General features: G+C 60.5%; 24 protein-coding genes and 1 tRNA gene. 16 read left to right on the top strand and 9 right to left on the bottom strand.

What is annotated here, in order from left to right; translation table 11 throughout:
* Positions 1 to 3: 3 nt before the first annotated feature.
* The 5 genes from EP867_RS14045 (at position 4) to EP867_RS14070 (ending at position 8,554) form a co-directional block, all read left to right on the top strand.
* A complete protein-coding gene (locus EP867_RS14045) occupies positions 4 to 1,155 on the top strand; it encodes an IS256 family transposase (protein WP_241656918.1) in 1,152 nt (383 codons plus the stop codon).
* 525 nt (positions 1,156 to 1,680) lie between these two features.
* The gene (locus EP867_RS20530; protein WP_206616345.1) at positions 1,681 to 2,187 is read left to right on the top strand and encodes an HGGxSTG domain-containing protein; all 507 of its coding nucleotides are present in this window, start codon (positions 1,681 to 1,683) and stop codon (positions 2,185 to 2,187) included.
* A gap of 97 nt (positions 2,188 to 2,284) precedes the next feature.
* Positions 2,285 to 4,120, top strand: a complete 1,836-nt coding sequence (locus EP867_RS14060; RefSeq protein ID WP_128490121.1) for a type I restriction-modification system subunit M — start codon at positions 2,285 to 2,287, stop codon at positions 4,118 to 4,120.
* Positions 4,117 to 5,433, top strand: coding sequence for a restriction endonuclease subunit S (locus EP867_RS14065; protein ID WP_128490122.1), 1,317 nt, complete (start codon positions 4,117 to 4,119; stop codon positions 5,431 to 5,433). The genes EP867_RS14060 and EP867_RS14065 overlap by 4 nt, the downstream gene beginning before the upstream one ends.
* A 13-nt stretch (positions 5,434 to 5,446) precedes the next feature.
* Positions 5,447 to 8,554, top strand: a complete 3,108-nt coding sequence (locus EP867_RS14070; RefSeq protein ID WP_128490123.1) for a type I restriction endonuclease subunit R — start codon at positions 5,447 to 5,449, stop codon at positions 8,552 to 8,554.
* Positions 8,555 to 8,872: 318 nt separating this feature from the next.
* On the opposite strand, the gene EP867_RS14075 is transcribed toward EP867_RS14070, so the two are convergent.
* Positions 8,873 to 8,962 (bottom strand) — tRNA-Ser (locus tag EP867_RS14075).
* A 75-nt stretch (positions 8,963 to 9,037) separates the two neighbouring features.
* Positions 9,038 to 10,237: a deoxyguanosinetriphosphate triphosphohydrolase gene (locus EP867_RS14080; protein ID WP_128490154.1), complete on the bottom strand. Its 1,200-nt coding sequence runs from the start codon at positions 10,235 to 10,237 to the stop codon at positions 9,038 to 9,040.
* Positions 10,238 to 10,318: 81 nt separating this feature from the next.
* On the opposite strand from EP867_RS14080, the gene EP867_RS14085 reads away from it, so the two are divergent.
* A complete protein-coding gene (locus EP867_RS14085; RefSeq protein ID WP_128490155.1) occupies positions 10,319 to 10,645 on the top strand; it encodes a HesB/IscA family protein in 327 nt (108 codons plus the stop codon).
* Between the two features lie 238 nt (positions 10,646 to 10,883).
* Positions 10,884 to 11,111: a DUF2798 domain-containing protein gene (locus EP867_RS14090; protein WP_128490124.1), complete on the top strand. Its 228-nt coding sequence runs from the start codon at positions 10,884 to 10,886 to the stop codon at positions 11,109 to 11,111.
* A gap of 10 nt (positions 11,112 to 11,121) precedes the next feature.
* Here the strand turns inward: EP867_RS14090 and EP867_RS14095 are convergent, their stop codons facing one another.
* The gene (locus tag EP867_RS14095; RefSeq protein ID WP_128490125.1) at positions 11,122 to 11,598 is read right to left on the bottom strand and encodes an Lrp/AsnC family transcriptional regulator; all 477 of its coding nucleotides are present in this window, start codon (positions 11,596 to 11,598) and stop codon (positions 11,122 to 11,124) included.
* A gap of 127 nt (positions 11,599 to 11,725) precedes the next feature.
* Between EP867_RS14095 and EP867_RS14100 the strand changes: the two genes are divergently transcribed.
* Both EP867_RS14100 and EP867_RS14105 read left to right on the top strand, forming a co-directional pair.
* The gene (locus EP867_RS14100; RefSeq protein WP_128490126.1) at positions 11,726 to 12,880 is read left to right on the top strand and encodes a trans-sulfuration enzyme family protein; all 1,155 of its coding nucleotides are present in this window, start codon (positions 11,726 to 11,728) and stop codon (positions 12,878 to 12,880) included.
* Between the two features lie 85 nt (positions 12,881 to 12,965).
* Positions 12,966 to 13,187, top strand: coding sequence for a DUF6324 family protein (locus tag EP867_RS14105; RefSeq protein WP_128490127.1), 222 nt, complete (start codon positions 12,966 to 12,968; stop codon positions 13,185 to 13,187).
* Positions 13,188 to 13,291: 104 nt separating this feature from the next.
* Here EP867_RS14105 and ade read toward each other — a convergent pair whose 3' ends face one another.
* On the bottom strand, positions 13,292 to 14,989 hold the full coding sequence (gene ade / locus EP867_RS14110; protein ID WP_128490128.1) for an adenine deaminase: 1,698 nt from the start codon (positions 14,987 to 14,989) through the stop codon (positions 13,292 to 13,294).
* 170 nt (positions 14,990 to 15,159) lie between these two features.
* On the opposite strand from ade, the gene EP867_RS14115 reads away from it, so the two are divergent.
* Complete coding sequence (locus tag EP867_RS14115) at positions 15,160 to 15,468, top strand: hypothetical protein (protein WP_128490129.1); 309 nt, start codon at positions 15,160 to 15,162, stop codon at positions 15,466 to 15,468.
* Positions 15,469 to 15,560: 92 nt separating this feature from the next.
* Here EP867_RS14115 and EP867_RS14120 read toward each other — a convergent pair whose 3' ends face one another.
* Entirely contained in the window at positions 15,561 to 16,064 is a 504-nt protein-coding gene (locus tag EP867_RS14120; RefSeq protein WP_241656919.1) for a peptidylprolyl isomerase, read from the bottom strand.
* Between the two features lie 40 nt (positions 16,065 to 16,104).
* Positions 16,105 to 16,614: a peptidylprolyl isomerase gene (locus EP867_RS14125; RefSeq protein ID WP_128490131.1), complete on the bottom strand. Its 510-nt coding sequence runs from the start codon at positions 16,612 to 16,614 to the stop codon at positions 16,105 to 16,107.
* 118 nt (positions 16,615 to 16,732) lie between these two features.
* On the opposite strand from EP867_RS14125, the gene EP867_RS14130 reads away from it, so the two are divergent.
* Both EP867_RS14130 and aroQ read left to right on the top strand, forming a co-directional pair.
* Positions 16,733 to 17,923 carry a phosphoglycerate kinase gene (locus EP867_RS14130; protein ID WP_128490156.1) on the top strand — a complete coding sequence of 397 codons (1,191 nt, stop codon included), beginning with the start codon at positions 16,733 to 16,735 and terminating at the stop codon, positions 17,921 to 17,923.
* A 54-nt stretch (positions 17,924 to 17,977) separates the two neighbouring features.
* Positions 17,978 to 18,415: a type II 3-dehydroquinate dehydratase gene (aroQ, locus tag EP867_RS14135; RefSeq protein WP_128490132.1), complete on the top strand. Its 438-nt coding sequence runs from the start codon at positions 17,978 to 17,980 to the stop codon at positions 18,413 to 18,415.
* A 79-nt stretch (positions 18,416 to 18,494) separates the two neighbouring features.
* Here the strand turns inward: aroQ and coaD are convergent, their stop codons facing one another.
* From coaD to EP867_RS14150, 3 genes are all read right to left on the bottom strand, one after another.
* Positions 18,495 to 19,007: a pantetheine-phosphate adenylyltransferase gene (gene coaD / locus EP867_RS14140; RefSeq protein ID WP_128490133.1), complete on the bottom strand. Its 513-nt coding sequence runs from the start codon at positions 19,005 to 19,007 to the stop codon at positions 18,495 to 18,497.
* A gap of 113 nt (positions 19,008 to 19,120) precedes the next feature.
* Positions 19,121 to 19,555, bottom strand: a complete 435-nt coding sequence (locus EP867_RS14145) for a CBS domain-containing protein (protein WP_128490134.1) — start codon at positions 19,553 to 19,555, stop codon at positions 19,121 to 19,123.
* Between the two features lie 53 nt (positions 19,556 to 19,608).
* Positions 19,609 to 20,499 (bottom strand): LysR family transcriptional regulator, encoded by an 891-nt coding sequence (locus EP867_RS14150; protein WP_128490135.1) that lies wholly within the window; start codon positions 20,497 to 20,499, stop codon positions 19,609 to 19,611.
* Between the two features lie 108 nt (positions 20,500 to 20,607).
* Here EP867_RS14150 and EP867_RS14155 point away from each other — a divergent pair, with 108 nt between their 5' ends.
* The 4 genes from EP867_RS14155 (at position 20,608) to mmsB (ending at position 25,224) form a co-directional block, all read left to right on the top strand.
* Positions 20,608 to 22,107, top strand: coding sequence for a CoA-acylating methylmalonate-semialdehyde dehydrogenase (locus EP867_RS14155; RefSeq protein ID WP_128490136.1), 1,500 nt, complete (start codon positions 20,608 to 20,610; stop codon positions 22,105 to 22,107).
* Between the two features lie 83 nt (positions 22,108 to 22,190).
* Entirely contained in the window at positions 22,191 to 23,336 is a 1,146-nt protein-coding gene (locus EP867_RS14160) for an acyl-CoA dehydrogenase family protein (protein WP_128490137.1), read from the top strand.
* Positions 23,333 to 24,355 carry an enoyl-CoA hydratase/isomerase family protein gene (locus EP867_RS14165; protein WP_128490138.1) on the top strand — a complete coding sequence of 341 codons (1,023 nt, stop codon included), beginning with the start codon at positions 23,333 to 23,335 and terminating at the stop codon, positions 24,353 to 24,355. Before EP867_RS14160 ends, EP867_RS14165 begins: the two co-directional genes overlap by 4 nt.
* On the top strand, positions 24,352 to 25,224 hold the full coding sequence (gene mmsB, locus EP867_RS14170) for a 3-hydroxyisobutyrate dehydrogenase (protein WP_128490139.1): 873 nt from the start codon (positions 24,352 to 24,354) through the stop codon (positions 25,222 to 25,224). The genes EP867_RS14165 and mmsB overlap by 4 nt, the downstream gene beginning before the upstream one ends.
* The last annotated feature ends 44 nt before the right edge of the window (positions 25,225 to 25,268 follow it).

Raw genomic sequence — 25,268 nt, forward strand, 5'->3', positions numbered from 1 at the left:
CCGATGGTCTGCCGCTCTATCGGCAGGAAGGTATCTATGCACGTGACGGTGTCGAACTGGAACAGCGCCAAGACCAATGCCGAGTATGGCGAGAAGTCGACGGAGCGCACCGCGCAGCGCAACGGCTACCGTGAGCGCGACTGGCAGACCCGCGCGGGTCAGGTGGAACTGAAGATCCCCCGCCTGCGGACGGGATCGTATTTCCCGTCTTTTCTCGAGCCCCGCCGCTCGGTGGAGAAGGCGCTGACGGCCGTGATCCAAGAGGCCTATATTCATGGCATTTCAACACGTTCCATGGATGATCTCGTGCAGGCTATGGGCGGAACCGGCATTTCCAAAAGCCATGTCAGCCGGCTGTGCGAAGAGATCGATGAACGGGTGGATGCCTTCCTTGAGCGCCCCATTGAAGGCGAATGGCCCTATCTTTGGATCGATGCCACTTATCTGAAGGTGCGCCAAGGAGGGCGGATTGTCAGCGTGGCGGTCACCCTCGCGGTGGGCGTCAATACGGATGGGCGGCGGGAGGTGCTGGGCATGGCCATCGGCGCATCCGAGGCCGAGCCGTTCTGGACGGAGTTCCTGCGCGGCCTCGTCCGGCGGGGTCTGAGCGGGGTGAAGCTGGTGATCAGCGATGCACATGAGGGCATCAAGGCCGCAACAGCGCGTGTGCTTTCAACGACTTGGCAGAGATGCCGCGTCCACTTCCAGCGCAATGCCCTGGCCCATGCCGGCAAGAACAGCCGCGGCATGGTGTCGGCCTTCATCGCCACGGCCTTCGCCCAACCCGACCATCAGGCCGCCAAAGCCCAGTGGCGCGTCGTGGCGGATCAGATGCGGGGTAAGTTGCCCAAGCTCGCGGCCCTCATGGATTCTGCTGAGGAGGATGTGCTGGCTTACATGACCTTCCCCGCCCAGCACCGCACCAAATTGCATTCCACAAACCCCATCGAGCGCCTCAACGGCGAAATCAAGCGCCGCACGGATGTGGTGGGCATCTTCCCCAACGAGGCCGCCATCCGCCGTTTGGTCGGCGCAATCCTCATGGAGCAGACCGAGGAATGGACCGTTCAGCGCGGCCGATACATGACGCTGGAAACGCTGGCCCCGATCTGCGATGATCTCATCGTCAGCCTGCCAGTCGCGCAGAGAAACTGACCAGCTCGGACCGCGCCAAAGGCAGTGGCATAGACCGAGCTACACCACGCTATGGGACACGATCCGGTTCTGCCAGCACGACTGCAACACCAGATGCTGAAAGTAAGTCGGCCTCCGGTACCTCTATCTCACCTAACAACAGTCTACGTGGAACGTGAAATGGCACCACCGCTTGGCCTCGCTAGCTAATCTTGATTTTCGTGACGGTGCTGTCTGAGGAGTGCTATATCAAGATGGATTAACTCCTCCTGCTGAGAAAGCTTGCAATTCACGCTCGGGCGCCTTTCAGCAGCTCCCCTCGCAACAGTTCATCAGTTTGATACCTCTTGTCAGACCGCACGAACGACCTCTCTCCGAAGAGAGGAGCACGTGCCACGCCGCACCACCTGATATGATCCCCGAAAACTCGAGCTTCGGGCGGTCCAACGTTGCGGAACGGATCAATCAGCAACCGGCTCCGGTTGCAGGTGGATGAAGGACCAGTGGCAGGTCACCTGCGGCGAGAACGGAAGGATACCTATGCCCATGACAGGTGATGATCTTGCAAAAATCCGAAAAGCTGCTGGCCTGTCTCAAACTAAGCTCGCCGAGCTGTCAGGAGTGGGAAGGCACGCCATCAGCTACTGGGAGAACCGCCGCACGGTAAAGAGATCAGCACATGCCATTGTCGCCATAGCCAGCGTTCTGGACTTGCCGGATACATCGGCGGTCAAATGCGCGCGCGCGGTTTGGGGTGTTAGAATGCGCGCACGTATTGCGGCCGAGAACCGCGCGATAGAATTAAGCCTCCAACGACTTAAGGCACAGTATGCAGTCGCGGCAGACCAACGCAGGGTTCGATGCAACGCTAAGACGAGGAAAGGCACGCACTGCTGGTGCAGCTCAGCGCCGGGAAAACAGCGGTGCAAATATCATGGAGGCCTTTCTACGGGAGCGAGGACAGAGGAAGGCCGTGAGCGGATCGCACAGGCACAGCGGCGGCGCTGGGCGCGGTGGCGAGCGGAAAAGCTCACCGACAACCCAAATGCGTAAGACCTGCCAGCAAACAATCAGAATACTACGCAACTTCACCGTGGCCTCGCTGGCCGTCGGTAGATAACAGTATGGCAAAACATACAGCGAGCGGCCCATGAACCAACAAGCACTTTCAGCCTTTCTCTGGTCCGTCGCCGACCTTCTGCGCGGTGACTACAGGCAGTCCGACTATGGCAAGGTAATCCTGCCATTCACTGTGCTTCGCCGTATCGACTGCGTGTTAGCAGCCACCAAAGACGATGTGCTCGAAGAAGCTAAGCTGCGTCAGTCACAGCAGATGCCCGTCGAAGCCTTTGTTCGCCGCAAGTCCGGCGTTGGTTTTTACAATCTCTCTCGCTTTGACCTGAAGCGGCTCATGGGCGACCAGGACAACATTGCTGTAAACCTGCGCACTTACATCGACGCCTTCGCTCCCGAGATCCGCGATATCTTTGAGCATTTTGAGTTTGACCTTCAAATCGACCGGCTCGCCAAAGCCGGCCTGCTTTATCAGGTCGTTGAGAAATTCACCCAAATTGACCTGCACCCTGATCTGGTTAGCAATCACCAGATGGGTCTTGTCTTCGAAGAGCTGATCCGTCGCTTCTCAGAGCTGTCGAATGAAACTGCGGGTGAACATTTTACCCCGCGTGAAGTTATTCGCCTGATGGTCAACCTCATCTTCACCGAAGACGACGACGCGCTGGCAAAACCCGGCATTGTGCGCACCATCTACGACCCGACGGCTGGCACCGGTGGCATGCTCTCGGTCGCAGAGGAATATCTGACCGATATGAACCCATCGGCCTCTGTCTCTCTGTTCGGACAGGAGCTGAACCCCGAGTCCTATGCCATCTGTAAGGCTGACATGCTCATTAAGGGTCAGGATGTCGGCAATATCAAATTCGGCAATACCCTTTCAGACGACGGGCACACGGATCAGAAGTTCGACTACATGCTCTCGAACCCGCCTTTCGGCGTGGAATGGAAGAAGGTCGAAAAAGCCATCCGCGAAGAGCATGAAAAACGGGGCCATGCCGGACGCTTTGGCCCCGGCCTGCCGCGCGTATCGGATGGCTCGCTTTTGTTCCTGATGCACCTTCTGTCGAAAATGCGCCCCGCAGCCCAAGGCGGCGCACGCTTTGGCATCGTCCTCAATGGCTCGCCGCTGTTTACAGGAGGCGCAGGCTCGGGCGAAAGCGAAATCCGCCGCTATGTGTTGGAAAACGATCTGGTCGAGGCCATCGTCGCCCTGCCGACCGACATGTTCTACAACACAGGCATCGCGACCTATGTTTGGATCTTGTCAAACAAAAAGCCCGCCGAGCGCAAAGGCAAGGTGCAGCTGATCGACGGATCAAGCTTCTGGCAAAAGATGCGCAAAAGTCTTGGCTCTAAACGCAAAGAAATGGGCGAAGAGCACATCGCCACCGTCACCCGCCTGTTCGGCGACTTTGCCGAGGCGCAGCTTGCCCGCATTTTGGATGAGGCTGGCAAAGAGATTGCAACCGAGGTCGTGTTGAAAGGCCAAACCCCGCCCGCAGCCCCCACAGGCGGTGCGGTGAAGTTGGCACCCTTGTCGAAAATCCTGCCCAACGAGGCTTTTGGTTTCCGCCAAATCACCGTTGAGCGGCCTTTGAAGGATGAAGCTGGCAATCTGATCTTGGGCCAACGCGGCAAAGCCAAGGGTAAGGTGCAAGCCGATAGTGCCCTGCGCGATACCGAGACCGTGCCTTTGGCCGAAGATGTGGCCGACTACTTTGCCCGCGAAGTGCTGCCCCATGCGCCAGACGCTTGGATTGACGAGGACAAGACCAAGATCGGCTATGAAATCCCGTTCAATAGGCATTTCTACGTCTTTGAGCCGCCGCGCCCCTTGGCCGAGATTGACGCCGATCTGGCGAAAGTCACCGCCCGTATTCAGGACCTACTGAAAGGCCTGAGCGCATGAAAGCCTATCCTGAGTATAAATACAGCGGTGTAGAGTGGCTGGGCGAGGTTCCCGCTGGCTGGGAGGTATCTCGCTTTAAAAATCACCTTCATGAACGGGACGAACGTTCCGAAGATGGAGATGAGACATTACTGTCTGTTTCGGCTTACACTGGAGTTAGACCACGTTCAGAAGGTATCGAGGACGGCGAGTTTCTTAGTCGCGCAGAGAGCCTTCAAGGGTATAAAGTTGCCTATAGTGGCGACCTTGTGATGAATATCATGCTTGCATGGAATCGCGCGCAAGGGATCACTGACTTCAACGGGATTGTCAGTCCCGCCTATGCTGTTTTTAAGCTCAACAGCTCGATATTTCCTGCGTATCTAAACCATTTGGTCAGAACTGATGAATACTGCCGATATTTCAAGGCTTTTTCAGCTGGGGTGATTGACTCGCGCTTGAGGCTATACCCAGAAAAATTTGGAGGCTTATTCGCGATTATCCCCCCTCTCACCGAACAACGCAAGATTGCTGCGTTTTTGGATCGGGAGGTGGCGAAGATTGATGATCTGATCGAGGAACAGCGCCGCCTGATCGCGCTTTTGGCCGAGAAACGTCAGGCCACAATCAGCCACGCCGTCACCAAGGGCCTCAACCCAAACGCCAAACTCAAACCCTCCGGCATCGATTGGCTCGGCGATGTGCCTGAGGGGTGGGAGGTTATTAGGCTCTCCAGAATGACAAGCCAGATTGTGGATGGTGCGCATTTCACTCCCACCTACGTTTCTGAAGGTGTGCCGTTCCTACGAGTAACAGATATTTCACGTGGTTTTCCTGATCTTGAAACAGTTGCCCGTATTCCCCTGGAAGAGCATCTCGAATTAATTAAACGCTGCCACCCGCGCAAAGGCGATCTTCTGCTGTCCAAAAATGGGACGGTTGGGGTCCCAATGGTCATCACTTGGGACTGGGACTTTAGCATCTTTGTCAGCCTTTGCCTTATACGGCTGAACAGGGAGTTAAGCGCAGAGTTCGCAAAATATGTCTTCCTTTCAAAGCAAATTGAAATGCAAATCGAGGCTGACAAAAAGCAGAGCACCGTCATCAACCTTCACTTGGAAAAAATTGCAGGCTTCATGTTCCCCTGTCCATCTCTACCGGAACAAGAAGAAGTTGTTCAGTTTTTGGATAGGGTAACTCAAAAATTTGATAGCCTATCCAATGCCGCAGTCGCTGCTATCAGCCTTCTCCAAGAACGTCGTTCGGCCTTGATCTCGGCGGCGGTGACCGGAAAGATTGATCTGCGCGATTTTGACGACAGCATTTTAGAATAAGGCTTTTCATTCCATGGCAACGCATAAGGAAATCGGGTTCGAGGATTATATTTGCAACCACCTCGCCGCCAATGGTTGGGCCTATAGCATCGGCGATGCAGCGCAATATGATCGCCCGCGTGCCCTGTTTCCTGCCGATCTGGTGGCATGGTTCACCGACACTCAGCCCAAAGCTTGGGCTGAGGCTTGCCAGAAACATGGGGAATCCAAGCTTTTAGATCGTATCCGCGCCCAGCTTGATCAGCGCGGCACTTTGGATGTGCTGCGCGCGGGCATCGAGGTGGTGGGCCTGCGTGCGCCTTTGTCACTCGCCCAGTTCCGCCCTGCCATGGGCCTCAACCCCGATATTCTGGCGCGTTACAATGCCAACCGCCTGCGCGTGGTGCGTCAGCTGCGCTATTCGACCGAGAACGAAAATTGTATTGATCTGGCGCTGTTCTTGAACGGCATCCCCGTCTCAACGTTAGAGCTGAAAACTGATTTCACCCAAAGCGTGGCGGATGCGGTGGACCAATACCGCTTTGACCGTATCCCACAGGCTAAAGGCAAAAAGCCTGAGCCCCTTTTGAACTTCCCCGGCGGGGCCTTGGTGCATTTTGCGATCTCAGATCGTGAAGTGATGATGACCACCCGCCTTGCAGGCCCCGACACGCGGTTTTTGCCCTTTAACAAGGGGGACAATGGCGCGGCGGGCAATCCGGTAAACCCGAACGGTCACCGCACCGCTTATCTGTGGGAAGAGGTCCTTCAGCGCGACAGCTGGCTTGAGATTTTGGGCCGCTATATGGTGGCGGAAAAAAACAAGAAAAAGCAGCTGACAGGCGTGATTTTCCCGCGCTTCCACCAGTTGGATGCCACGCGCAAGCTGCGTCAGGCGATTTTGGCGGAAGGTGCGGGCGGAAAATATCTGATCCAGCATTCGGCGGGGTCAGGCAAGACGAACTCGATCGCTTGGGCGGCGCATCATCTGGCCGATCTGCACGACGAAAAGGATGAGAAGATCTTTTCCTCGGTCGTGGTAGTATCGGACCGCAATGTGATTGACACGCAGCTGCAAGAGGCCATCTTTGCCTTTGAGCGCACTACGGGTGTGGTAGCGACCATCACTTCAGAGACGGGCTCCAAGAGCAGCCAGCTGGCTGAGGCCTTGGCGGGCGGTAAGAAAATCGTCGTATGTACGATCCAGACTTTCCCATTCGCTCTTGAAGCTGTGCAGCAGCTGGCTGCAACCTCGGGCAAGCGCTTCGCGGTCATCGCCGATGAGGCACATTCCAGCCAGACCGGTGAAGCGGCCTCCAAACTCAAGCAAATCCTCTCCGCAGACGATTTGGCGCATGTGCAGGATGGCGGCGAAATCAGCGCCGAGGATATTCTCGCGATGCAGATGGCCTCAAAAGCCGGTGAAGCCAAAGGGGTCAGTTTCATCGCATTCACGGCAACACCCAAGGCCAAGACCATGGAGCTCTTTGGCCGCTGCCCTGACCCCAGCGCCCCTGCTGGTCCAGGCAATCTTCCTGCCCCATTCCATGTCTATTCGATGCGGCAGGCGATTGAGGAGGGGTTCATCCTCGATGTCCTCAGGAACTATACGCCCTATTCCCTCGCCTTCAAACTGGCGAGTGATGGCGCCGAAATTGATGAGACCACCGTTGAGAAGAATGCAGCCCAAAAGGCTTTGATGAAATGGGTTAAGCTTCACCCCCATAACATCGCCCAGAAGGTTGCGGTTGTGGTCGAACACTACCGCGAGATGGTGATGCCCCTGCTGGGCGGTCAGGCCAAAGCGATGGTGGTGGTTGAAAGCCGTAAGGAAGCCGTGCGCTGGCAGCTGGCAATCCAGAAGTACATAGCCGAGCGCGGATACGGCCTTGGCACCCTGGTGGCCTTCTCGGGCGAAGTCACAGACCCCGAGAGCGGTCCCGGTGAGTTCACCGAGACCAACAAGACGGTGAATCCCTACCTCAAGGGCGACATTCGGGAAGCCTTCAAGCAACCCGACTACCATATCCTTTTGGTCGCCAACAAATTTCAAACCGGCTTTGACCAGCCGCTTTTGTGCGGGATGTATGTGGATCGTCGCCTTGCGGGTATTCAGGCGGTTCAAACGCTCTCCCGGCTGAACCGCGCGTGGTCCTCCGGCGACCTGAAGAAGGACACCACTTACATTCTCGACTTCGCCAACAGCTCTGAGGATATCCTCACAGCCTTCAGGCAGTATTACGAAACGGCCGAACTGGAAGATGTGACTGGTCCGGATCAGGTCCTCGATCTGCGCGCGAAGCTTGATGCTTTTGGCCACTATGACGACTTCGAGGTCGATCGGGTCGTTAAGGCTGAGCTGAACCCAAAAGCGACCCATGCAGACCTGCGCGCTGCGATCGAGCCCGTTGCAGATCGGCTTTTGAAAGAGTTCAAAGCAGCACAGACGGATGAACGTCACGCATTGGCTGCCGGTAACGAGAAAGCCGCACAGGCGGCAAAGCAGGCTCAGGAGGCTCTGATCCTCTTTAAGTCGACGATGGCCTCCTATCGCCGGCTCTACGCTTTCCTGTCGCAGATCTTCGACTACGGCTCTACGGCGATCGAAGCCCGTTATATGTTTTACCGCCATCTCATCAACTCGCTGGACTTTGGCCGTGAGCGTGAAACCATCGACCTGAGCAAGGTGGTGCTGACGCATCACCGTCTGAACAAAACAGGCCAGACCGATCTGGTCCTCAATGGTGACGCTCCAAAGCTGAAGCCGCTGACGGATACCGGGACCGCCAGTGTGCAGGATCAGGAGAAGGCCTTGCTGTCAGCAATCCTCGGCAAACTGAACGATATGTTCAGTGGCGTGACGGATAACGACCAGCTGGCCTATGTAGCTGCCATCAAGGGGGCTCTGCTCGACAACAGTAAACTGGCCGAACAGGCGCAGAACAATATGAAGGATCAGTTTGCCAGCTCACCGGCCCTCAAAACCGCGGTAACTGACGCAATTATCGATGCCTACGCAGCCCATAGCGAGATGAGCAGACAGGCGCTGGGGTCAGCTCACATTCAAGAGGGCCTCATTGGTGCCCTGATAGGGTATGGTCAGCTGTACGAAGCTCTCAGAAATGCCTCAGCCCGCCTGTAATCACACCCGCGCGCTGGGCATTAGCCTGCATTAGCCAGAAAAGCGCCCATCGTGATCTGTCGATCGCGATGGGCGCTTGTTCCACGAAGGGCTGGGAGTGGTTTCTTCGCTGCGCTGACGGAGAAGAAGCTATCGAAGTGACCTCGACAGCGCGCTGCGGGCGATGGGCCGCCGGGTACAGGATTCTCGTAAAAAGACTGATAGAGGCCCCTGCCCGGATTGTTGCAACTTGTAGTATCCAAGCGCATTTCGGATGGCGGGTATTATGGCGGGTATGAAGCCAAAATCCGCAAAAAATATAGCAATATCAAGGTGTAATGGCGGACAGTGAGGGATTCGAACCCTCGAGACGGTTCCCCGCCTACACACTTTCCAGGCGTGCGCCTTCGACCACTCGGCCAACTGTCCGTTGCGCTGTGATTAGCCGCCTCTGCGGCGCGATGCAAGGCATCTCAGGCGGAAAAATTCAATCATCTGCCTGATTTATGTCAGATCCCCTGTCACAGAAGGCGGCGCGCCACCGAAAAGCCGTGCGTGCTCCTGTAAAGCGAAGCGGTCGGTCATGCCGGCGACATAATCGGCGACGATCCGCGCGAGGGCCACGTCATCCTCCGCCAGATCCGGCGCCGCCCGCCAGTCTTCGGGGAGGTGTTCGGGGCGCGAAAGAAACAGCGGGAAGAGGTCGTGCAGAACTGCGGTCACACGCCTGCGCTCTGCCATGACAGAAGGGGCCCGATACATATGGCTGAAAAGAAAACTGCGGACCGCCTTCAACTCCTGCAGAAAGGGCTCGGAAAAGCGCACGACCATTCTGTCCATCGCACGGATGTCCTCAGGCGAGGCAGGTTGCGCCTCTCTCAGACGGGTCTGCGCGACGGCGATCACATCCTCAACCATCGCGCCGAAAACCCGACGCAATGCCTCATGACGGCGGCGCATCCGGTCGAGTCCCGGATAGAGCCGATCAACAACCTCGAACGCCGGACCGGTCACCGGCAGCCCCTCAAGCTCTTCCTCCGTGAACAGACCGGAGCGCAGCCCGTCATGCAAGTCGTGATGCGTATAGGCGATGTCATCGGCCAGCGCCGCGACCTGAGCCTCAGCGCTGGCGAAGGTGGATAACTCCAGATCCCACATCGCATTCGCCTCAGCCAGGGCATAGGGCAAAGGCCCGGAGGGTTCCCCATGGCCCGCAAAGGGGCCGACGACCGGGCCATTGTGCTTGGCGATCCCCTCGAGCGCTTCCCAGGTCAGGTTCAGCCCGTCGAAATCTGCGTAATGACGCTCAAGCCGGGTGACGATGCGCAGCGCCTGGGCGTTGTGATCAAAGCCGCCGTAAGGCTGCATCAGCTCTGCCAGCGCATCTTCGCCGGCATGCCCGAAAGGGGTGTGACCAAGATCATGGGCCAGCGCCACCGCTTCCGCCAGTTCCGTGTTCAGACCCAGCACACCTGCGATGGTCCGCGCCACCTGCGCCACCTCAATGGAATGCGTCAGTCGGGTGCGATAATAGTCCCCCTCATATTCCACGAAAACCTGGGTTTTATGCTTCAGGCGACGGAAGGCCGAGGAATGGATGATCCGGTCCCGGTCGCGCTGAAAGGGCGAGCGAAAGGTGCTCATGCGTTCTTCAAAAAGCCGGCCGCGGCTGGTCTCGGGGTGGCAGGCATAGGGGGCGAGCATCTGGCCTTCCTTGTCGCTGACAGTCATGAGGCTTATATTCACACCGGATGGAAACTTAACGCAATGATCGCCGCCATGTCCCTGACCCTGCCCCCCACTGTGACCGACCGCGCCTGGGCGCGGCTTGCCGAAATCGCGGAGGCCATGGGCGAGCAAAAGCCCCTGCGCGTGGCCGTCGAAGGCGGCGGCTGCTCGGGCTTTCACTACGACATCAAGCTCGACGATCCGGCCGAGGATGACATCGTGCTGGAACGCGCGGGCCAGAAAGTGCTGATCGATCCGGTCTCCCTGCCCTTCCTGCAGGCCGCAAAGATCGACTTCACCGATGAGCTGATCGGCGCGCGCTTTGTCATTGAAAACCCCAATGCCTCCAGCTCCTGCGGCTGCGGCACCTCTTTTTCAATGTAACCGGGGGCCTCAGCCTGCGTCCGGCTGCCGCGCTTGACAGCGGCGCCAGGGATTTCTATCTGCCACAGGTCGAAAAGATTTCAGTCCGGTCTGGTTATTCCGGGCACCGGGGTTCAGCTCCCCGGGAATTGGTCGCGGGGCGAGACATCCCCCGCGAACCCGCGGCACCTTCGTTCACGTCGGTGCTGCGGTGTCAGATCTGCTGACAGCCCGGCCCGCATTCTGACAGGCTGAGGCTATGGACAAAAAAGTACAGATAATCGCACAGATCCTGATGACCCTGATGATGGCATTCTCAATGTCCGGGATCATGATGCTGGTGGCCCTTGGCCCGCATGAGGGCTTCTTCAGGGAATGGATGAGCCAGTTTATCATCGCATGGCCCATTGCCTTCCTGATGACCCAAGTGGTCTCGCGGATCGCCTTCCCGCTGGCCGGGATCCTGCGCGGCAAACTCTTCCGCTGACGGCCTGGCATCACCGGCAGGCGCTCTGCCGGTGATGCAGCCCCACCACCTCGCGCATGGCGACATAGGTGTAGAAGGACGAGACGTGGGGGTCAGCGTGAAAGACCTCGGCGGCGAACTGCGCATAGGCCTCCATGCTCTCCAGCTGCAACAGCAGCACAAAATCCGCCCCCCCGGTGACATAAGAGGCGTGAATCACCTCCCGCCGCCCCTGGAGCTTCTTTGAAAAGGCCGCCGCCTGACGCGCGCCCTGATCAATCGAAACCAGCACATGAATGCGCAGCGGCACCCCCATCACCGCCGGGTTCACCACAGACACATCGGCCAGGATCACCCCCTCTTCGCGCAGCCGCCGCAACCGGCGCAGCACCGCGCTTTGCGACAGGCCCACCCGTTCCGCCAGTACCCGCGCCGGTGTCTGGTTGTCACTTTGCATTTCCCGCAGCAAAGCCTCGTCAAACTGATCAAGTTCGATGCTTTTCGCCATCTGCCCCCGCCTTTTGGACGATTTTTGTCACGCGGCGCGAAAAAACGCCATCTTTCACCAAAACTTCGCGGCTATTTTCCGGGCCAGAGCAGAAACTGCTCAAAAGACCATCAAGGATTCCAGCGACATGGACAAAAAAGACTACAGCCCGCGCACCCTTGCCGTTCACGCCATGGGGGCCATCGATCCGATCACAAAGGCCGTGGTGCCGCCGATCCATGTCGCCACCACCTATATCCGCGACGAGGACAATGCCTATTCCTCAGGCTATTGCTACGGCCGCCCGGACAATTCCACCATCCGTGAGGCAGAGGCCGTCCTCGCCCATCTCGAAGAGGCAAAGGCCGGCGCGCTTCTCTTCGGCTCCGGGATGGCAGCCGCGACGGCGGTCTTCATGGCGCTGGAACCCGGCGCCCATGTGATTGCCCCGAAAGTCATGTATTGGGCGCTGCGCCGCTGGCTTCTCGAAGACGCCCCCGCCCTCGGCCTCAGCGTCACCTTCGTTGAGATGGACAGCCTCTCGCAGATCGAAGCCGCCATTCAGCCCGGTAAAACCAGACTGATCTGGGCCGAAGTCCCCTCAAACCCGCTCTGGACCATCACCGACATCCGCGCCGCCGCCGATCTCGCCCATACCCATGGCGCGCTTTTCGCCGTCGACAGCACCGTGGCCTCCCCTTTCCACACCCGCCCGCTCACCCTCGGGGCCGATGTGGTGATGCATTCGGTCTCAAAAATCCTCAACGGTCACTCGGACGTCATCGGCGGCGTGCTCATGGCCGCCAAGGATGATGCGTACTGGGCCCGCGTCAAACGCATCCGCGGCGCCATCGGCGCCATCCTCGGCCCCTTTGAAGCTTTCCTTCTGATGCGCGGCCTGCGCACTTTCCATCTGCGCGCCGAGGCCCAGGCCAAAGCAGCGGACACCCTTGCAAAACGCCTCGCCGCCCATCCGCTGGTGGCCCAGGTGCTCTACCCCGGCCTGCCGCAACACCCGGGCCACGATATCGCCGCCACTCAGATGGAGAACGGTTTTGGCTATATGATCTCAATCCGCGTCAGCGGCGGCGAGGCGGCCGCCATCGCCACGGCAGCAAAGGTCAGGCTCTGGAAACGCGCCACCTCGCTTGGCGGCGTCGAAAGCCTTATTGAGCACCGCGCCTCCATTGAGGGCCCCGGCACCCCCTGCCCGAGCGATCTTCTGCGCCTCTCCATCGGCATCGAAGATGCGGAAGACCTCTTCAACGACCTGGATCAGGCTCTGAAAGCCGCCCACGGCTGACAGGCTGCGTGACCTCCCGGTCCTTGCGCGATTGTCCGATCCGCGCTAGGTCCGGGCTTTATTCGTCAGCGCCGGAGGTCTTTCCATGGGCATCGATAAACAAAGCGACATCGCCGCCAATCTGCAGATCGGCCCGACCACTCTGGGCATGGTCCGCATCTATCTCGAAGCCGACGGGGTTGAGCTGCCGCTCGATTTCGACCCGGAAGAGGCAGAAGAAATCGCCGAAGAACTGCGCTCCGCCGCAGATGCAGCCCGCCGCATCGCCGACAGCGCCGCCGGCAAATCCGGCAAATCGAAGAAATAAGAAAAGGGGCCCTGCGGCCCCTTTTTTCCAACCACCCCTCCTGAGACTTTGGCTTTTTCCAAATACTCCGGGGGTCCGGGGGCAGCGCCCCCGGCGCTCACCGCTTAATCCGCGATCAGCTCAAAGCGGTCCACATCCACCATGCCGCGATCGGTGATCTTCAGATGCGGGATGACCGGCAGCGCCACAAAGGCCAGCTGCAAAAACGGCTCATCGAGCACCACCCCCAGCGACTTTGCCGCCGCCCGCAGCTCCACCAGTTTCCCGCGCACCACCTCGAAGCTCTCAAGGCTCATCAGCCCCGCGACCGGCAGCGCCAGTTCCGCCAGAACTTCACCCCCCGCCACCACGACAAATCCGCCTTCAATCTCCCCCAGACGATTGGCCGCGATTGCCATATCTTCGTAATCTGCGCCCACCACGGCGATATTGTGGTGATCATGACAGACGGTCGACGCAATGGCCCCCCGCGTCATGCCAAAGCCTTTCACAAAGCCATTGGCGACATTGCCATTGATGCCGTGCCGCTCGATCACCGTAATCCGCATCAGATCACGCGCCACATCGGGCCTGCGGTCGCCATCCTCAGGCGCGATCTCCACCCGCAGATGCTCGGTGATAATCTTGCCCGGCAGTATGCCGATCACCGGCAGCTCATCACGGTTGCCGCGGTGGCGGAAGTCCACTGCCGTAACCTTCGCAGCCCGGACGGATTTCCGGGCCACCGGCTCAATCAGCGCCCGCGCCGCAAAGGCCGCCTCATCGGCCACGACGCCGTTGCACAGCACCAGCGAAGCGTGACAGCCCTCAAGGCTGTCGATCACCGCAATATCAGCCCGCTTGCCAGGGCTGATCTGGCCCCGGTCTTTCAGCCCGAAAGCCTCTGCCGCCGAAAGGCTTGCCGCGCGGTAAACCGCCAGCGGCGGGCAGCCTTTGGCAATCAGCGTTCGGATCATATAATCAAGATGCCCGTGTTCCGCGATATCCAGCGGGTTCCGGTCATCGGTGCACAGACACATATAGGCCGAGGTCAGATCCGTCAGCACAGGGGCAAGCGCCTCCAGATCCCGCGAGACCGAGCCCTCGCGGATCAGCACCCGCAACCCGCGCTGCAGCTTCTCAACGGCCTCCGCCGCCGAAGTGGCCTCATGCTCGGTGCGGATGCCGGCCGAGACATAGGCATTCAGATCACGGCCCGACAAAAGCGGCGCGTGACCGTCGATGTGGCGGCCCTGAAATGCCTCCAGCTTGGCCATGCATTCGGGATCTTCATAAATGACGCCCGGATAGTTCATAAATTCCGCAAGCCCGATCACCTTCGGATGATCCGCAAGCGGCAGCAGATCCCCGGCGAGGATCTCAGCCCCCGCCGTCTCCATCGGCGATGAAGGCACGCAGGACGAGAGGTTCACCCGGATATCCATCACCGTCCTTAAGGCCGCATCCAGAAAATACTGCAGACCCGGCACACCGGCGACATTGGCGATCTCATGGGGATCGCAGATCACTGTCGTCACCCCCCGCGGCGCCACGCAGCGGTCAAACTCAAAGGGCGTCACCAGCGAGCTTTCGATATGCAGATGCGTGTCGATAAACCCCGGAACGAGGATTTTCCCCGAGACATCAATCTCGCGCCGCCCCGAATAGCTTTGGCCAAGCCCCACGATGGTGCCGCCGCAGATCGCCACATCCCCCTCGATCAGCGCGCCGGTGACGGTGCAAAGCACCCTGCCCCCCTTGAGCACCAGATCGGCCGGTTCGGCCCCACGGCCCTGACGGATGCGGTTTTGAAGCTCACTCATCGGCTTTCCCCTGCTCAGTTCCGGCGCAGATTACCTCTGTCCCGTGGCTGGCGATACCGCCATAATCGCGCAATATGTCGCGGATCAGACGGCTGCGGCTGGCCAGGCGCGCTCCGGACTGTTACTGCTGTCTTAGCGAAATATTAACCATGCCGGAGTATCCCGCATCTATGTATCGGTTCGCTCTGCCCCTCACCCTTCTGCTTGCCGCCTGCGGAGCCCAGCCCGCGCCGGAGTTTTTTGACGCAAAGCGCACGGACATCCGCCACGACGGGCGCGACTATGTCGTCTATCAGAAAGGCAATCGGGCTGAGATTATCCGGCTTGGCTTCCTGCGCCCCGGACAGCACCGCGCCACGCGGGAAACCATGACCCGGCTGCTGGAGCAGGTCACCGGCTGCGCCATTATCGCCGCCACGCTTCAGGGCGACAGCGGCGAGATGCGGACCACATTGCGCTGCCCCGAAGCCGCAGGGTGACATCAGACTTCCGCGCGGGCGGAAAGGGACAGCGGAGCCAGAAATGAAACGGGGGCCCGAAGGCCCCCGCCGAAAGACTGCTCCGGTCAGGATCACTCCTGAATGGTGACCTTCACCATCTTATCAGGATTGGTGACCGAGCCCGACTGACCGGCACCGCGGCGGATCTTATCGACCACCTCCATGCCGCTCTCAACCTCACCAAAGACGGTGTACTGGCCGTCAAGGAAGGGGGCCGATGCAAAGGTGATGAAGAACTGGCTGTTGGCGCTGTCGGGGTTCTGCGACCGCGCCATGCCCACCACACCGCGCACATAGGGCGTCGGCGTGAATTCGGCCTTAAGATCGGGCAGCGACGAGCCACCCATCCCGGCGCGCGACAGATCGCTGCCTTTGCCGAATTCGACATCGCCGGTCTGGGCCATAAAGCCGTCGATCACCCGGTGGAAGGCCACGCCGTCATAGGCACCTTCTTTGGCCAGGGTCACCACACGCTCAACGTGGTTCGGAGCCAGATCCGGGCGCAGGTTGATCACAACCTGACCATTGGCTTCACCCGCAACATCGATCACCAGTTTGGGGTCCGCAAAGGCCATGCCCGCCGCGCAGACAAAAGCCCCCGCCAGCAGCGCGACCTTAGACATCGGCAGCCACGCGCACTTTGAGCATACGGTCCGGGCTTTGCGGCGGCTCACCACGAACGATCCTGTCAACATGCTCCATGCCCGACACGACCTGACCGTAAACGGTGTATTGGCCGTTCAGGAAGTTGTTGTCGCTGAAGTTGATGAAGAACTGCGAGTTGGCGCTGTTCGGGTTCGACGAACGCGCGGCGCCCAGCGAGCCGCGGGCATGCGGAATGCGCGAGAATTCCGCCGGCAGATCCGGCAGATCCGAGCCACCCGTACCGGCGCGGCGGATGTTGAAGCTGTCTTTATCCGCATTGCCATTGGCGACGTCGCCGGTCTGCGCCATGAAGCCGTCGATCACGCGGTGGAAGACCACGCCGTCATAGGCCCCGGCGCGTGCCAGCTCTTTCATACGCTCGCAATGTTTGGGCGCGACATCGGGCAGCAGCTCGATGACAACATCGCCGTGCTTCAGCGTCATGATGATGGTGTTTTCCGGGTCTTTATACTCGGCCATAGGTGCCTCCTTGGTAGCTGGCGGCAGAGTAATGCGAATGCGGCAACTGGGAAAGGCCAAAGCTGTTGACTTCCGGCCCATGGGCGGGAATGAGAGTGCGCCGGAAGCGGAGATGGATATGGCCTGGAAAACACTCGATCAGATGGAGCTGAACGGTAAGACCGTTCTCGTGCGCGTGGACATTAACGTGCCGCTGGAGAACGGGCTGGTGACCGACACCACCCGGATCGAAAAAATTGTGCCCACCATCACGAGCATCCTGGACAAGGGGGGCAAACCGGTGCTTCTGGCACATTTCGACCGCCCCAAAGGCAAAGTCGTCCCGGAAATGAGCCTCTCGAAGGTTTTCCCGGCGCTGGAAAAATGCCTCGGCCGCCCGATCCGCTTTGTCGAAGACTGCATCGGTGCGGTAGCGGAAGCGGCGGTGGCTGCGCAGCAGCCCGGCGAAACTCTCCTGCTGGAGAACACCCGCTTTCACGCGGGCGAAGAGAAAAACACCCCTGAGATGATCGCCGCGCTGGCGAAACTCGGTGACATTTTCGTGAACGACGCCTTCTCGGCTGCCCATCGCGCCCATGCCTCGACCTCGGGTCTGGCTTCGGCCCTGCCCGCCTGTGCGGGTCGTCAGATGGAAGCGGAACTCCAGGCCCTCGATGCCTCGCTCGGCCACCCCAAACGTCCGCTGGCGGCCGTGGTGGGCGGTGCGAAGGTCTCAACCAAACTGGAGCTTCTGTCGAACCTGGTGACGAAGGTCGATCACCTGATCATCGGCGGCGGCATGGCCAATACCTTCCTTGTCACCCAGGGCGTTGAGGTCGGCAAAAGCCTGGCTGAGCGCGATATGGCCCCCACGGCAGCAGCGATTCTCGCCCGCGCCAAAGAGGCGGGCTGCACGATCCATCTGCCCGTCGATGTGGTGGTGGCGCGGGAATTCAAAGCCAATGCCGATCACGATGTGGTCGCGGCTGCGGATTGCCCTGCCGATGCCATGATCCTCGACGCGGGCCCGAAAACGGCTGAGGCGATCGCTGAGGTCTTTGCGCAGTGCCGCACGCTGATCTGGAACGGCCCCTTGGGTGCTTTTGAGATTGAGCCTTTCGACGCAGCCACCAATGCCGCAGCCAAAGCCGCCGCAGAGCTGACCAAAGCCGGAAAGCTGATCTCGGTTGCAGGTGGCGGTGATACGGTGGCGGCCCTGAACAAAGCAGGCGCAGCCTCGGATTTCACCTATATCTCAACGGCCGGCGGTGCTTTCCTTGAGTGGATGGAGGGCAAGCCCCTTCCCGGCGTCGACGCGCTGGATCAATAAGCTTGCAGGGCCGCGCGGGAGAACCCGGGCGGCCTTTTCTTTGCGGGGGAAACTATGGCGGGAATTTTGCTTCTGAACGGGCCGAACCTCAATATGCTGGGCCTGCGCCAGCCTGAGGTTTACGGCCGGGACACGCTGGAGGATGTGGTCGCCCTGGCCGGTGCGACGGCCGCCTCTCTGGGTCTGAGCCTTGAGGCACGGCAGTCGAATTTTGAGGGCGAACTGGTCACCTGGATCCAGCAGGCACGCGGGACTTTCGATGCCATCATCATCAACCCCGGTGCCTACAGCCACACGTCGGTTGCGATCCTTGATGCGCTGAATATCTTTGAGGGGCCGGTGCTTGAGGTGCATATCTCAAACATCCACAAGCGCGAAAGCTTCCGCCACCACTCCTATATCAGCCTGCGGGCAGAAGGGGTGATCGCGGGCTGCGGGGTGCAGGGCTATGATCTGGCCGTGCGGCGCGTGGCGGCGCTTTTGCAGAAATAAAGAGGCCAGCGCCTCTGCCTCAGCCCCCGTCTCTGCGCCCGAAGGCGCAGAGCCTCTCCCCCGATGGTTCAGGCGGGCTTCAGGTGAGTTTCACGGTCACCGGGCCAAAGCGGCTGCGCAGCTCAGTATTCACCTGCTCGGGCACGAATTTCGTCACATCCCCGCCCAGACGCGCGATCTCTTTCACAAGACGCGAGGCAATGGCCTGACGGCGCGCATCCGCCATCAGAAAGACCGTCTCGATTGAGCTGTCGAGCGAGCGGTTCATGCCAACCATCTGGAATTCATATTCAAAATCCGCAACCGCCCGCAGGCCGCGCACGATGACCGTGGCCCCCACATCTCTGGCGCAGTCGATCAGCAGATTTTCAAAGGGATGCACAAGGATTTCGGTCCCCGTGCGGCGGGTCAGCTCGGCGCATTCTTCCTCGATCATCTGCACCCGCTGCTCCAGCGAGAAAAGCGGACCCTTGTCGCGGTTGATGGCAACGCCGATCACCAGCCGGTCCACAAGCCGCGCTGCCCGCTCAATAATATCCAGGTGACCCAGAGTAATGGGGTCAAACGTCCCCGGATAAAGTCCGATCCGCATGGAAGCCTCCTCGCTGCCACGCAGCAGAGTTTTGCTGCGCTGCTGCAAGAGCAACAATATTACCGCCGTATTTTCAAGCGGAGATTGCGTCTCTCTGCCCGGTTGCGCGGCGCTTAATGGCCCCGGATCATATCGGCCAGAGCATTGGTTTCCATGGTTAATTCATCAAGGCGTCCCTTGACGACATCACCAATGGAAATCAGCCCGATCATTTCATCGCCTTCCAGAACCGGCATGTGGCGGAAGCGTCCGGCGGTCATTTTTTCGACCACATGTCGCGCCGAATCGCCGGGGGTGCAGGTCACGAGGCGGCGGGTCATCAACTCGGCGACCGGCTGGGTCAGAATCTCGCCACCCCGGACCGCAAGTTCGCGCACGATGTCACGCTCTGACAGGATGCCTTCTGCCCTGCGCCCGTCCGAGGAGATGACCAGCGCGCCGATCCGTTTTTCCGCAAGGATCCGCACCGCCTCAGCAACCGGGGTCTGCGGCGCGACGGCCAGCACTTTCTGCTCCGGCTTCGCACTCAGGATCTGTCTGACCAGCATCGCTTTTCTCCCGCACCATTACCCCTTCACGCTGCGGAGGGTGCGCGATTCTGTCAAGTCAGCGCTTCGAGGCGGGCCACCTCGCGGCGCAGGCCCTCGCTCAAGGCCTCTGCCAGCCGGTTCATACGGTCTGACCGGCGGTCATCGGCATGGCGGATGAGCCAGAAGCTGCGCTTGAGCGAAATCTCATCAGGCAGAACTTTGACCACCCCCGCCGCGCCGGGAATCGCAAAATCATGCACCACGCCGATGCCCGCCCGCGCCCGCACCATCTGCATCTGCACCGAGACCGAGTTTGATCCCAGACGCACCGGCCCTGCCCCGGTCTCTCCTAAGTAGTCGAGTTCCTTGTCGAAAATCATATCCGGGATATAGCCGATGATGCGATGCGCCCCCAGATCGGCGGTGCTGCGGATCGGCGGGTGACGCGCCAGATAATCACGGTGCGCGGCGAGATGAAGGTGATAATCCGTCAGCTTCTGGACCGTCAGCCGCCCTGCCGTGGGCGGTGAGACCCCGATCACCAGATCCGCCTCGCGCCGCGAGAGGTTAAACACCCGTGGCAGAGCGACGATCTGAATATCCAGATCGGGGTGCAGATCCGAGATCGCGGCACAGACCTGGGGCAGCACATAATTGGCGCAGCCATCGGGCGCGCCGATGCGCAGCTGGCCGCTGATCTTTCCGGCCGTGCCGCCCAGATCCTCACCGGCGGCTGTCATCGCCGTTTCTGCCGCTTCGGCGTGGGGCAGCAGGCGCTGGCCCGCATCCGTCAGCTGATAGCCCTGCGGCGAGCGCAGAAAGAGCCGCGCCTTTAACGCCTCCTCCAGACGCGTCACCCGCCGACCCACGGTCGCGGCATCGCAGCGCAGGGTCTTTCCGGCCCCCGACAGGCTTTCCGTCCGCGCCACCGCCAGAAACACCCGCAGATCGTCCCAATCCATCGCCCCTCCGTTTTGCATTTTTGCAAATCCTCTTTGCCAAACTTCCTCTGTGAGAAGCAAAACTGCAAGGCTAACCTGCGGGTTGAAACGACTAAACGGGAGGATCCCATGCAAGAGATCGGACATTGGGTTAACGGCAAAATGGTCGCCGGCACCTCGGGCCGCTTTGCCGACGTCTTCAACCCCCACACCGGTGAGGTTCAGGCAAAGGTCGCTCTCGCCACCCAGGCAGAACTCGACCAGGCCGTGGCGGATGCTGCGAAAGCTCAGGTTGCCTGGGGCGCGACCAACCCGCAAAAACGCGGCCGTGTGATGATGGCCCTGGTCGGCCTGATCAACCGTGACATGGAAAAGCTTGCAGAAGTGCTGTCGCGTGAGCATGGCAAGACCATTCCGGACGCCAAAGGCGATATCCAGCGTGGCCTGGAAGTGATCGAATTCTGCATCGGCGCACCGCAGCTGCTGAAAGGTGAATTCACCGACAGCGCAGGCCCGGGCATCGATATGTACTCCATGCGCCAGCCGCTGGGCGTTGTGGCAGGCATCACGCCCTTCAACTTCCCCGCCATGATCCCGCTGTGGAAAATGGGCCCGGCGCTGGCCTGTGGCAACGCGATGATCCTGAAGCCCTCTGAGCGCGCGCCGAGCGTGCCGCTGATGCTGGCTGCGCTTTGCAAAGAAGCCGGTCTGCCCGACGGCGTTCTGCAGGTCATCAACGGCGACAAAGAATCGGTCGATGCGATCCTCGACAATGAGACGATCCAGGCCGTGGGCTTCGTGGGTTCGACCCCGATCGCGCATTACATCTATTCGCGCGGCACCGCAGCCGGTAAGCGCGTTCAGTGCTTCGGCGGCGCGAAGAACCACATGATCATCATGCCCGACGCTGACCTTGATCAGGCCGCTGACGCGCTGGTCGGTGCAGGCTACGGTGCAGCAGGCGAGCGCTGCATGGCGATCTCGGTTGCGGTTCCGGTCGGCGAAGAGACCGCGAACAAGCTGATCGAAAAGCTGGTCCCGCGCATCGAGAAGCTGAAAGTCGGCCCCTATACCGGTGGCGCAGACATCGACTACGGCCCGGTTGTGACCGCTGCTGCCAAAGAGAACATCCTGCGTCTGGTGGAAACCGGCGTGGAACAGGGCGCGACCCTGGTCGTCGATGGCCGCGATTTCACTCTGCAGGGCTATGAAAACGGCTTCTACGTCGGCCCCCATCTCTTTGACCATGTCACCCCCGACATGGACATCTACAAAAAAGAGATCTTCGGACCGGTTCTCTCGACCGTTCGTGCACAAAGCTATGAAGAAGCGCTCAAGCTGGCCATGGACCATGAATATGGCAATGGCACCGCGATCTTCACCCGTGACGGCGACACCGCGCGTGACTTTGCCGCCCGTGTCAACGTCGGCATGATCGGCATCAACGTTCCGATCCCGGTTCCGCTGGCCTATCACACCTTCGGCGGCTGGAAGAAATCCGCCTTCGGTGACCTGAACCAGCACGGCCCGGATGCGTTCCGCTTCTACACCCGCACCAAAACCATCACCTCGCGCTGGCCCTCGGGCATCAAAGAAGGCGCGTCGCTGAACTTCAAGATGATGGACTGACAATCTGAAAGGGGGCCGGCTGCGGCCCCCTTTTTGCCCCCGATCTCGGGGAAAGACATCGTGCCAGGGAGTGGGAGGGCGCAATGGGTTTCGGATTGAGCGAAGAGCAGCAGGCCATTTTTGACATGGCTTACGCCTTCGGGCAGGAGCAGATCGCCCCGCATGCGCGGGCCTGGGAAGAGGCCGGGACCATCCCGCGCGACTTCTGGCCCCGGGTGGCCGAACTGGGACTGGGCGGGATTTATGTCTCAGAGGAATATGGCGGCTCAGGCCTGTCGCGGCTGGATGCGGCGCTGGTCTTTGAAGCCCTGGCCATGGCCTGCCCCTCGGTCGGCTCGCTTTTGTCGATCCACAATATGTGTGGCGGCATGATCGATAAATTCGGCTCCCCTGAGCTGAAGGCGAAATGGCTGCCGGGTCTGTGCAGCATGGAGACGATCTTTTCTTACTGCCTGACCGAGCCGGGCGCCGGCTCTGACGCCGCCGCTCTGCGCACGCGGGCCGAGAAAGGCAATGAGGGCTATAAGCTCAACGGCTCAAAAAGCTTTATCTCGGGCGGCAGCTATTCGGATGCCTATCTGGTCATGGTCCGCACCGGCGGCGATGGTCCGAAAGGCATCTCAACGGTGATCGTGCCGAACGGCGCACCGGGCCTGTCCTTCGGGGCGCTGGAGCAGAAGATGGGCTGGCGTTCGCAGCCGACGGCCCAGGTGCAGTTTGACGACTGCCTGACCGGGCTTGATAATCTGGTGGGCGAAGAGGGGCGCGGGTTTTCCTATGCCATGGCCGGGCTGGACGGCGGGCGGCTGAACATCGCGGCTTCGGCCCTCGGCGGCGCTCAGGCCGCCTTTGATCAGACCCTGCAATATATGAGCGAGCGTAAGGCCTTTGGCCAAAGCATCGATCAGTTCCAGGGCCTGCAGTTCCGCTTGGCTGATATGGAAGTGAAGCTGCAATCGGCCCGCACCTTCCTGCGCCAAGCCGCCTGGAAGGTCGACAGCGGCACCGCTGATGCCACCAAATTCTGTGCCATGGCCAAGCTTTATGTGACCGATGCCGCCTTCGAGGTGGCCAATGACTGCCTGCAGCTGCACGGCGGCTACGGCTATCTTGCCGATTACGGTATCGAAAAGATCGTCCGCGATCTGCGTGTCCATCAGATCCTCGAGGGCACCAATGAAATCATGCGCGTCATCACCGCGCGCAGCCTGATCGGGGGCCGGAAATGAGCGAAATTGAGATCCGCAAAGAGGGCCGCGCCGGGATCCTCACTCTGAACCGCCCCGAGGCGCTGAATGCGCTGACCCATCAGATCTGCCTTAATGCCGAAGCCGCCCTGCGCGCCTGGATCAATGACCCTGAGGTCGCGGTTGTGATCCTCGAAGGCGCAGGCCCGCGAGCCTTCTGCTCGGGCGGCGATGTGGTGCAGGCGGCGCAGGCGGCACGTCAGGGGGATTACAGTCTCGGCCGCAATTTCTGGCGCGACGAATACCGGCTGAACCTGCTGCTGGCGGAGTATCCCAAACCGATCATCTCCTTCCTGCACGGCTTCGTCATGGGCGGCGGCGTGGGCTTTGGCGGCCTGGTCAGCCACCGCGTGGTGGGTGAAAGCACGCAGGTGGCCATGCCCGAATGCGGCATCGGCCTGATCCCGGATGTCGGCGGCACCTGGCTTCTCTCCCGCGTGCCGGGAGAGGCGGGCCTCTACCTTGGCCTCACCGCGGCGCGCATGGGGCCGGGCGATGCCATCTGGGCCGGCTTTGCCGATCACTTTATCCCCGAAGCCGACTGGCCTGCGCTCAAAGCACAGCTGATCGCCACCGGTCAGCCCGATCTGTCGCATCACCTTGCCCCGGAAAGCCCGCTCGCGGCGCAAAGCGCAGAGATCAACCGTCTCTTCAGCGCCGACAGCATCCCCGCGATCATGACCGCCCTTGAGGCTGACGGCAGCGATTTCGCCGCCTCCGCCCTCAAGGCGCTGCGCCGCAACTCGCCGCTCTCCATGGCCTCGACGCTCGCGATGATCCGCCCCGGCCCCGCCACCCTGGCCGAGGCCCTGCGTCAGGAATTCCGCTGGACCTGGCGCTCGATGGATCAGGGCGATTTCATCGAGGGCGTGCGCGCACAGCTCATCGACAAAGACCGCAAACCGGTCTGGCAACATGCTTCAACCGCAGAGGTGACGGCAGAGGATGTGGCCGCAATGCTTGCGCCCCTTGGCGCAGACGAATGGGAGGAAGACCAATGAAGATCGGCTTTATCGGCCTTGGCAATATGGGCGGCCCCATGGCCGCAAACCTTGTAAAGGCAGGCCATGAGGTTACGGGATTTGACCTCGTCACCGCGCCCCCTGAGGGGGCCGCCCGCGCCGCTTCCGCGGCAGAGGCCGCAAAGGGTGCCGATGTCGTCATCACCATGCTGCCCAATGGCGCGATCCTCCAGGCCGTGGCGGCCGAAGTGATTCCGGCGATGAAGTCCGGCGCAGTGCTTTGCGACTGCTCGACCGTCGACGTGGAAAGCGCCCGCGCCGTGGCGGAGAAGGCCGCCTCCGCAGGGCTTGGCGCTCTCGATGCCCCGGTCTCGGGCGGCATCGGCGGCGCGGCTGCCGGCACGCTCACCTTCATGGTGGGGGGGGCGGACGCGGCCTTCGCCACCGTGAAGCCGCTCTTTGATATCATGGGCCAGAAAGCCGTGCACTGCGGGGATGCAGGCGCCGGTCAGGCCGCCAAGATCTGCAACAATATGATCCTCGGCGTCACCATGATCGCCACCTGCGAAGCCTTTGCCCTGGCGGATAAACTCGGCCTCGACCGCCAGAAGATGTTCGATGTGGTCTCCACCTCCTCGGGCTATAGCTGGAGCATGAATGCCTATTGCCCGGCCCCCGGCGTCGGCCCGCAAAGCCCCTCCGATAATGGCTACAAACCGGGCTTCGCGGCAGAACTGATGCTCAAAGACCTGCGCCTGTCGCAACAGGCAGCCGAGGCTGCCGATGCCGATACCCCCATGGGTCAGCTGGCCGCCGAGCTCTACACCCGCTTTGTCGAGCATGAGAACGGCAAAGGCATGGATTTCTCCGCCATGCTGCCGCGCTTCGAGCAGCGCAGCCGCGGCTGAGCATCCGGGAGATCGGGGAGGGATCGGGAGGGGCGCTGCCCCTC

Source organism: Falsigemmobacter intermedius (assembly GCF_004054105.1).
GTDB lineage: Bacteria > Pseudomonadota > Alphaproteobacteria > Rhodobacterales > Rhodobacteraceae > Wagnerdoeblera > Wagnerdoeblera intermedia.

Excerpts from the sequence above, each read along its gene's own strand:
- mmsB (WP_128490139.1), top strand. The coding sequence starts at position 24,352 with ATGAAGATCGGCTTTATCGGCCTTGGCAATATGGGCGGCCCCATGGCC.
- coaD (WP_128490133.1), bottom strand. The coding sequence starts at position 19,007 with ATGCGGATCGGACTTTATCCGGGGACGTTTGACCCCATTACTCTGGGT.
- EP867_RS14120 (WP_241656919.1), bottom strand. The coding sequence starts at position 16,064 with ATGGCCTTTGCGGACCCCAAACTGGTGATCGATGTTGCGGGTGAAGCC.
- EP867_RS14095 (WP_128490125.1), bottom strand. The coding sequence starts at position 11,598 with ATGGCGAAAAGCATCGAACTTGATCAGTTTGACGAGGCTTTGCTGCGG.
- EP867_RS14125 (WP_128490131.1), bottom strand. The coding sequence starts at position 16,614 with ATGGCCGAGTATAAAGACCCGGAAAACACCATCATCATGACGCTGAAG.
- EP867_RS14060 (WP_128490121.1), top strand. The coding sequence starts at position 2,285 with ATGAACCAACAAGCACTTTCAGCCTTTCTCTGGTCCGTCGCCGACCTT.
- EP867_RS14145 (WP_128490134.1), bottom strand. The coding sequence starts at position 19,555 with ATGCTGGTCAGACAGATCCTGAGTGCGAAGCCGGAGCAGAAAGTGCTG.
- EP867_RS14100 (WP_128490126.1), top strand. The coding sequence starts at position 11,726 with ATGGACAAAAAAGACTACAGCCCGCGCACCCTTGCCGTTCACGCCATG.
- aroQ (WP_128490132.1), top strand. The coding sequence starts at position 17,978 with ATGGCGGGAATTTTGCTTCTGAACGGGCCGAACCTCAATATGCTGGGC.
- EP867_RS14105 (WP_128490127.1), top strand. The coding sequence starts at position 12,966 with ATGGGCATCGATAAACAAAGCGACATCGCCGCCAATCTGCAGATCGGC.
- EP867_RS14090 (WP_128490124.1), top strand. The coding sequence starts at position 10,884 with ATGGACAAAAAAGTACAGATAATCGCACAGATCCTGATGACCCTGATG.
- EP867_RS14160 (WP_128490137.1), top strand. The coding sequence starts at position 22,191 with ATGGGTTTCGGATTGAGCGAAGAGCAGCAGGCCATTTTTGACATGGCT.
- EP867_RS14155 (WP_128490136.1), top strand. The coding sequence starts at position 20,608 with ATGCAAGAGATCGGACATTGGGTTAACGGCAAAATGGTCGCCGGCACC.
- EP867_RS14065 (WP_128490122.1), top strand. The coding sequence starts at position 4,117 with ATGAAAGCCTATCCTGAGTATAAATACAGCGGTGTAGAGTGGCTGGGC.
- ade (WP_128490128.1), bottom strand. The coding sequence starts at position 14,989 with ATGAGTGAGCTTCAAAACCGCATCCGTCAGGGCCGTGGGGCCGAACCG.
- EP867_RS14045 (WP_241656918.1), top strand. The coding sequence starts at position 4 with ATGGTCTGCCGCTCTATCGGCAGGAAGGTATCTATGCACGTGACGGTG.
- EP867_RS14070 (WP_128490123.1), top strand. The coding sequence starts at position 5,447 with ATGGCAACGCATAAGGAAATCGGGTTCGAGGATTATATTTGCAACCAC.
- EP867_RS14165 (WP_128490138.1), top strand. The coding sequence starts at position 23,333 with ATGAGCGAAATTGAGATCCGCAAAGAGGGCCGCGCCGGGATCCTCACT.
- EP867_RS14130 (WP_128490156.1), top strand. The coding sequence starts at position 16,733 with ATGGCCTGGAAAACACTCGATCAGATGGAGCTGAACGGTAAGACCGTT.
- EP867_RS20530 (WP_206616345.1), top strand. The coding sequence starts at position 1,681 with ATGACAGGTGATGATCTTGCAAAAATCCGAAAAGCTGCTGGCCTGTCT.
- EP867_RS14150 (WP_128490135.1), bottom strand. The coding sequence starts at position 20,499 with ATGGATTGGGACGATCTGCGGGTGTTTCTGGCGGTGGCGCGGACGGAA.
- EP867_RS14115 (WP_128490129.1), top strand. The coding sequence starts at position 15,160 with ATGTATCGGTTCGCTCTGCCCCTCACCCTTCTGCTTGCCGCCTGCGGA.
- EP867_RS14080 (WP_128490154.1), bottom strand. The coding sequence starts at position 10,237 with ATGCTCGCCCCCTATGCCTGCCACCCCGAGACCAGCCGCGGCCGGCTT.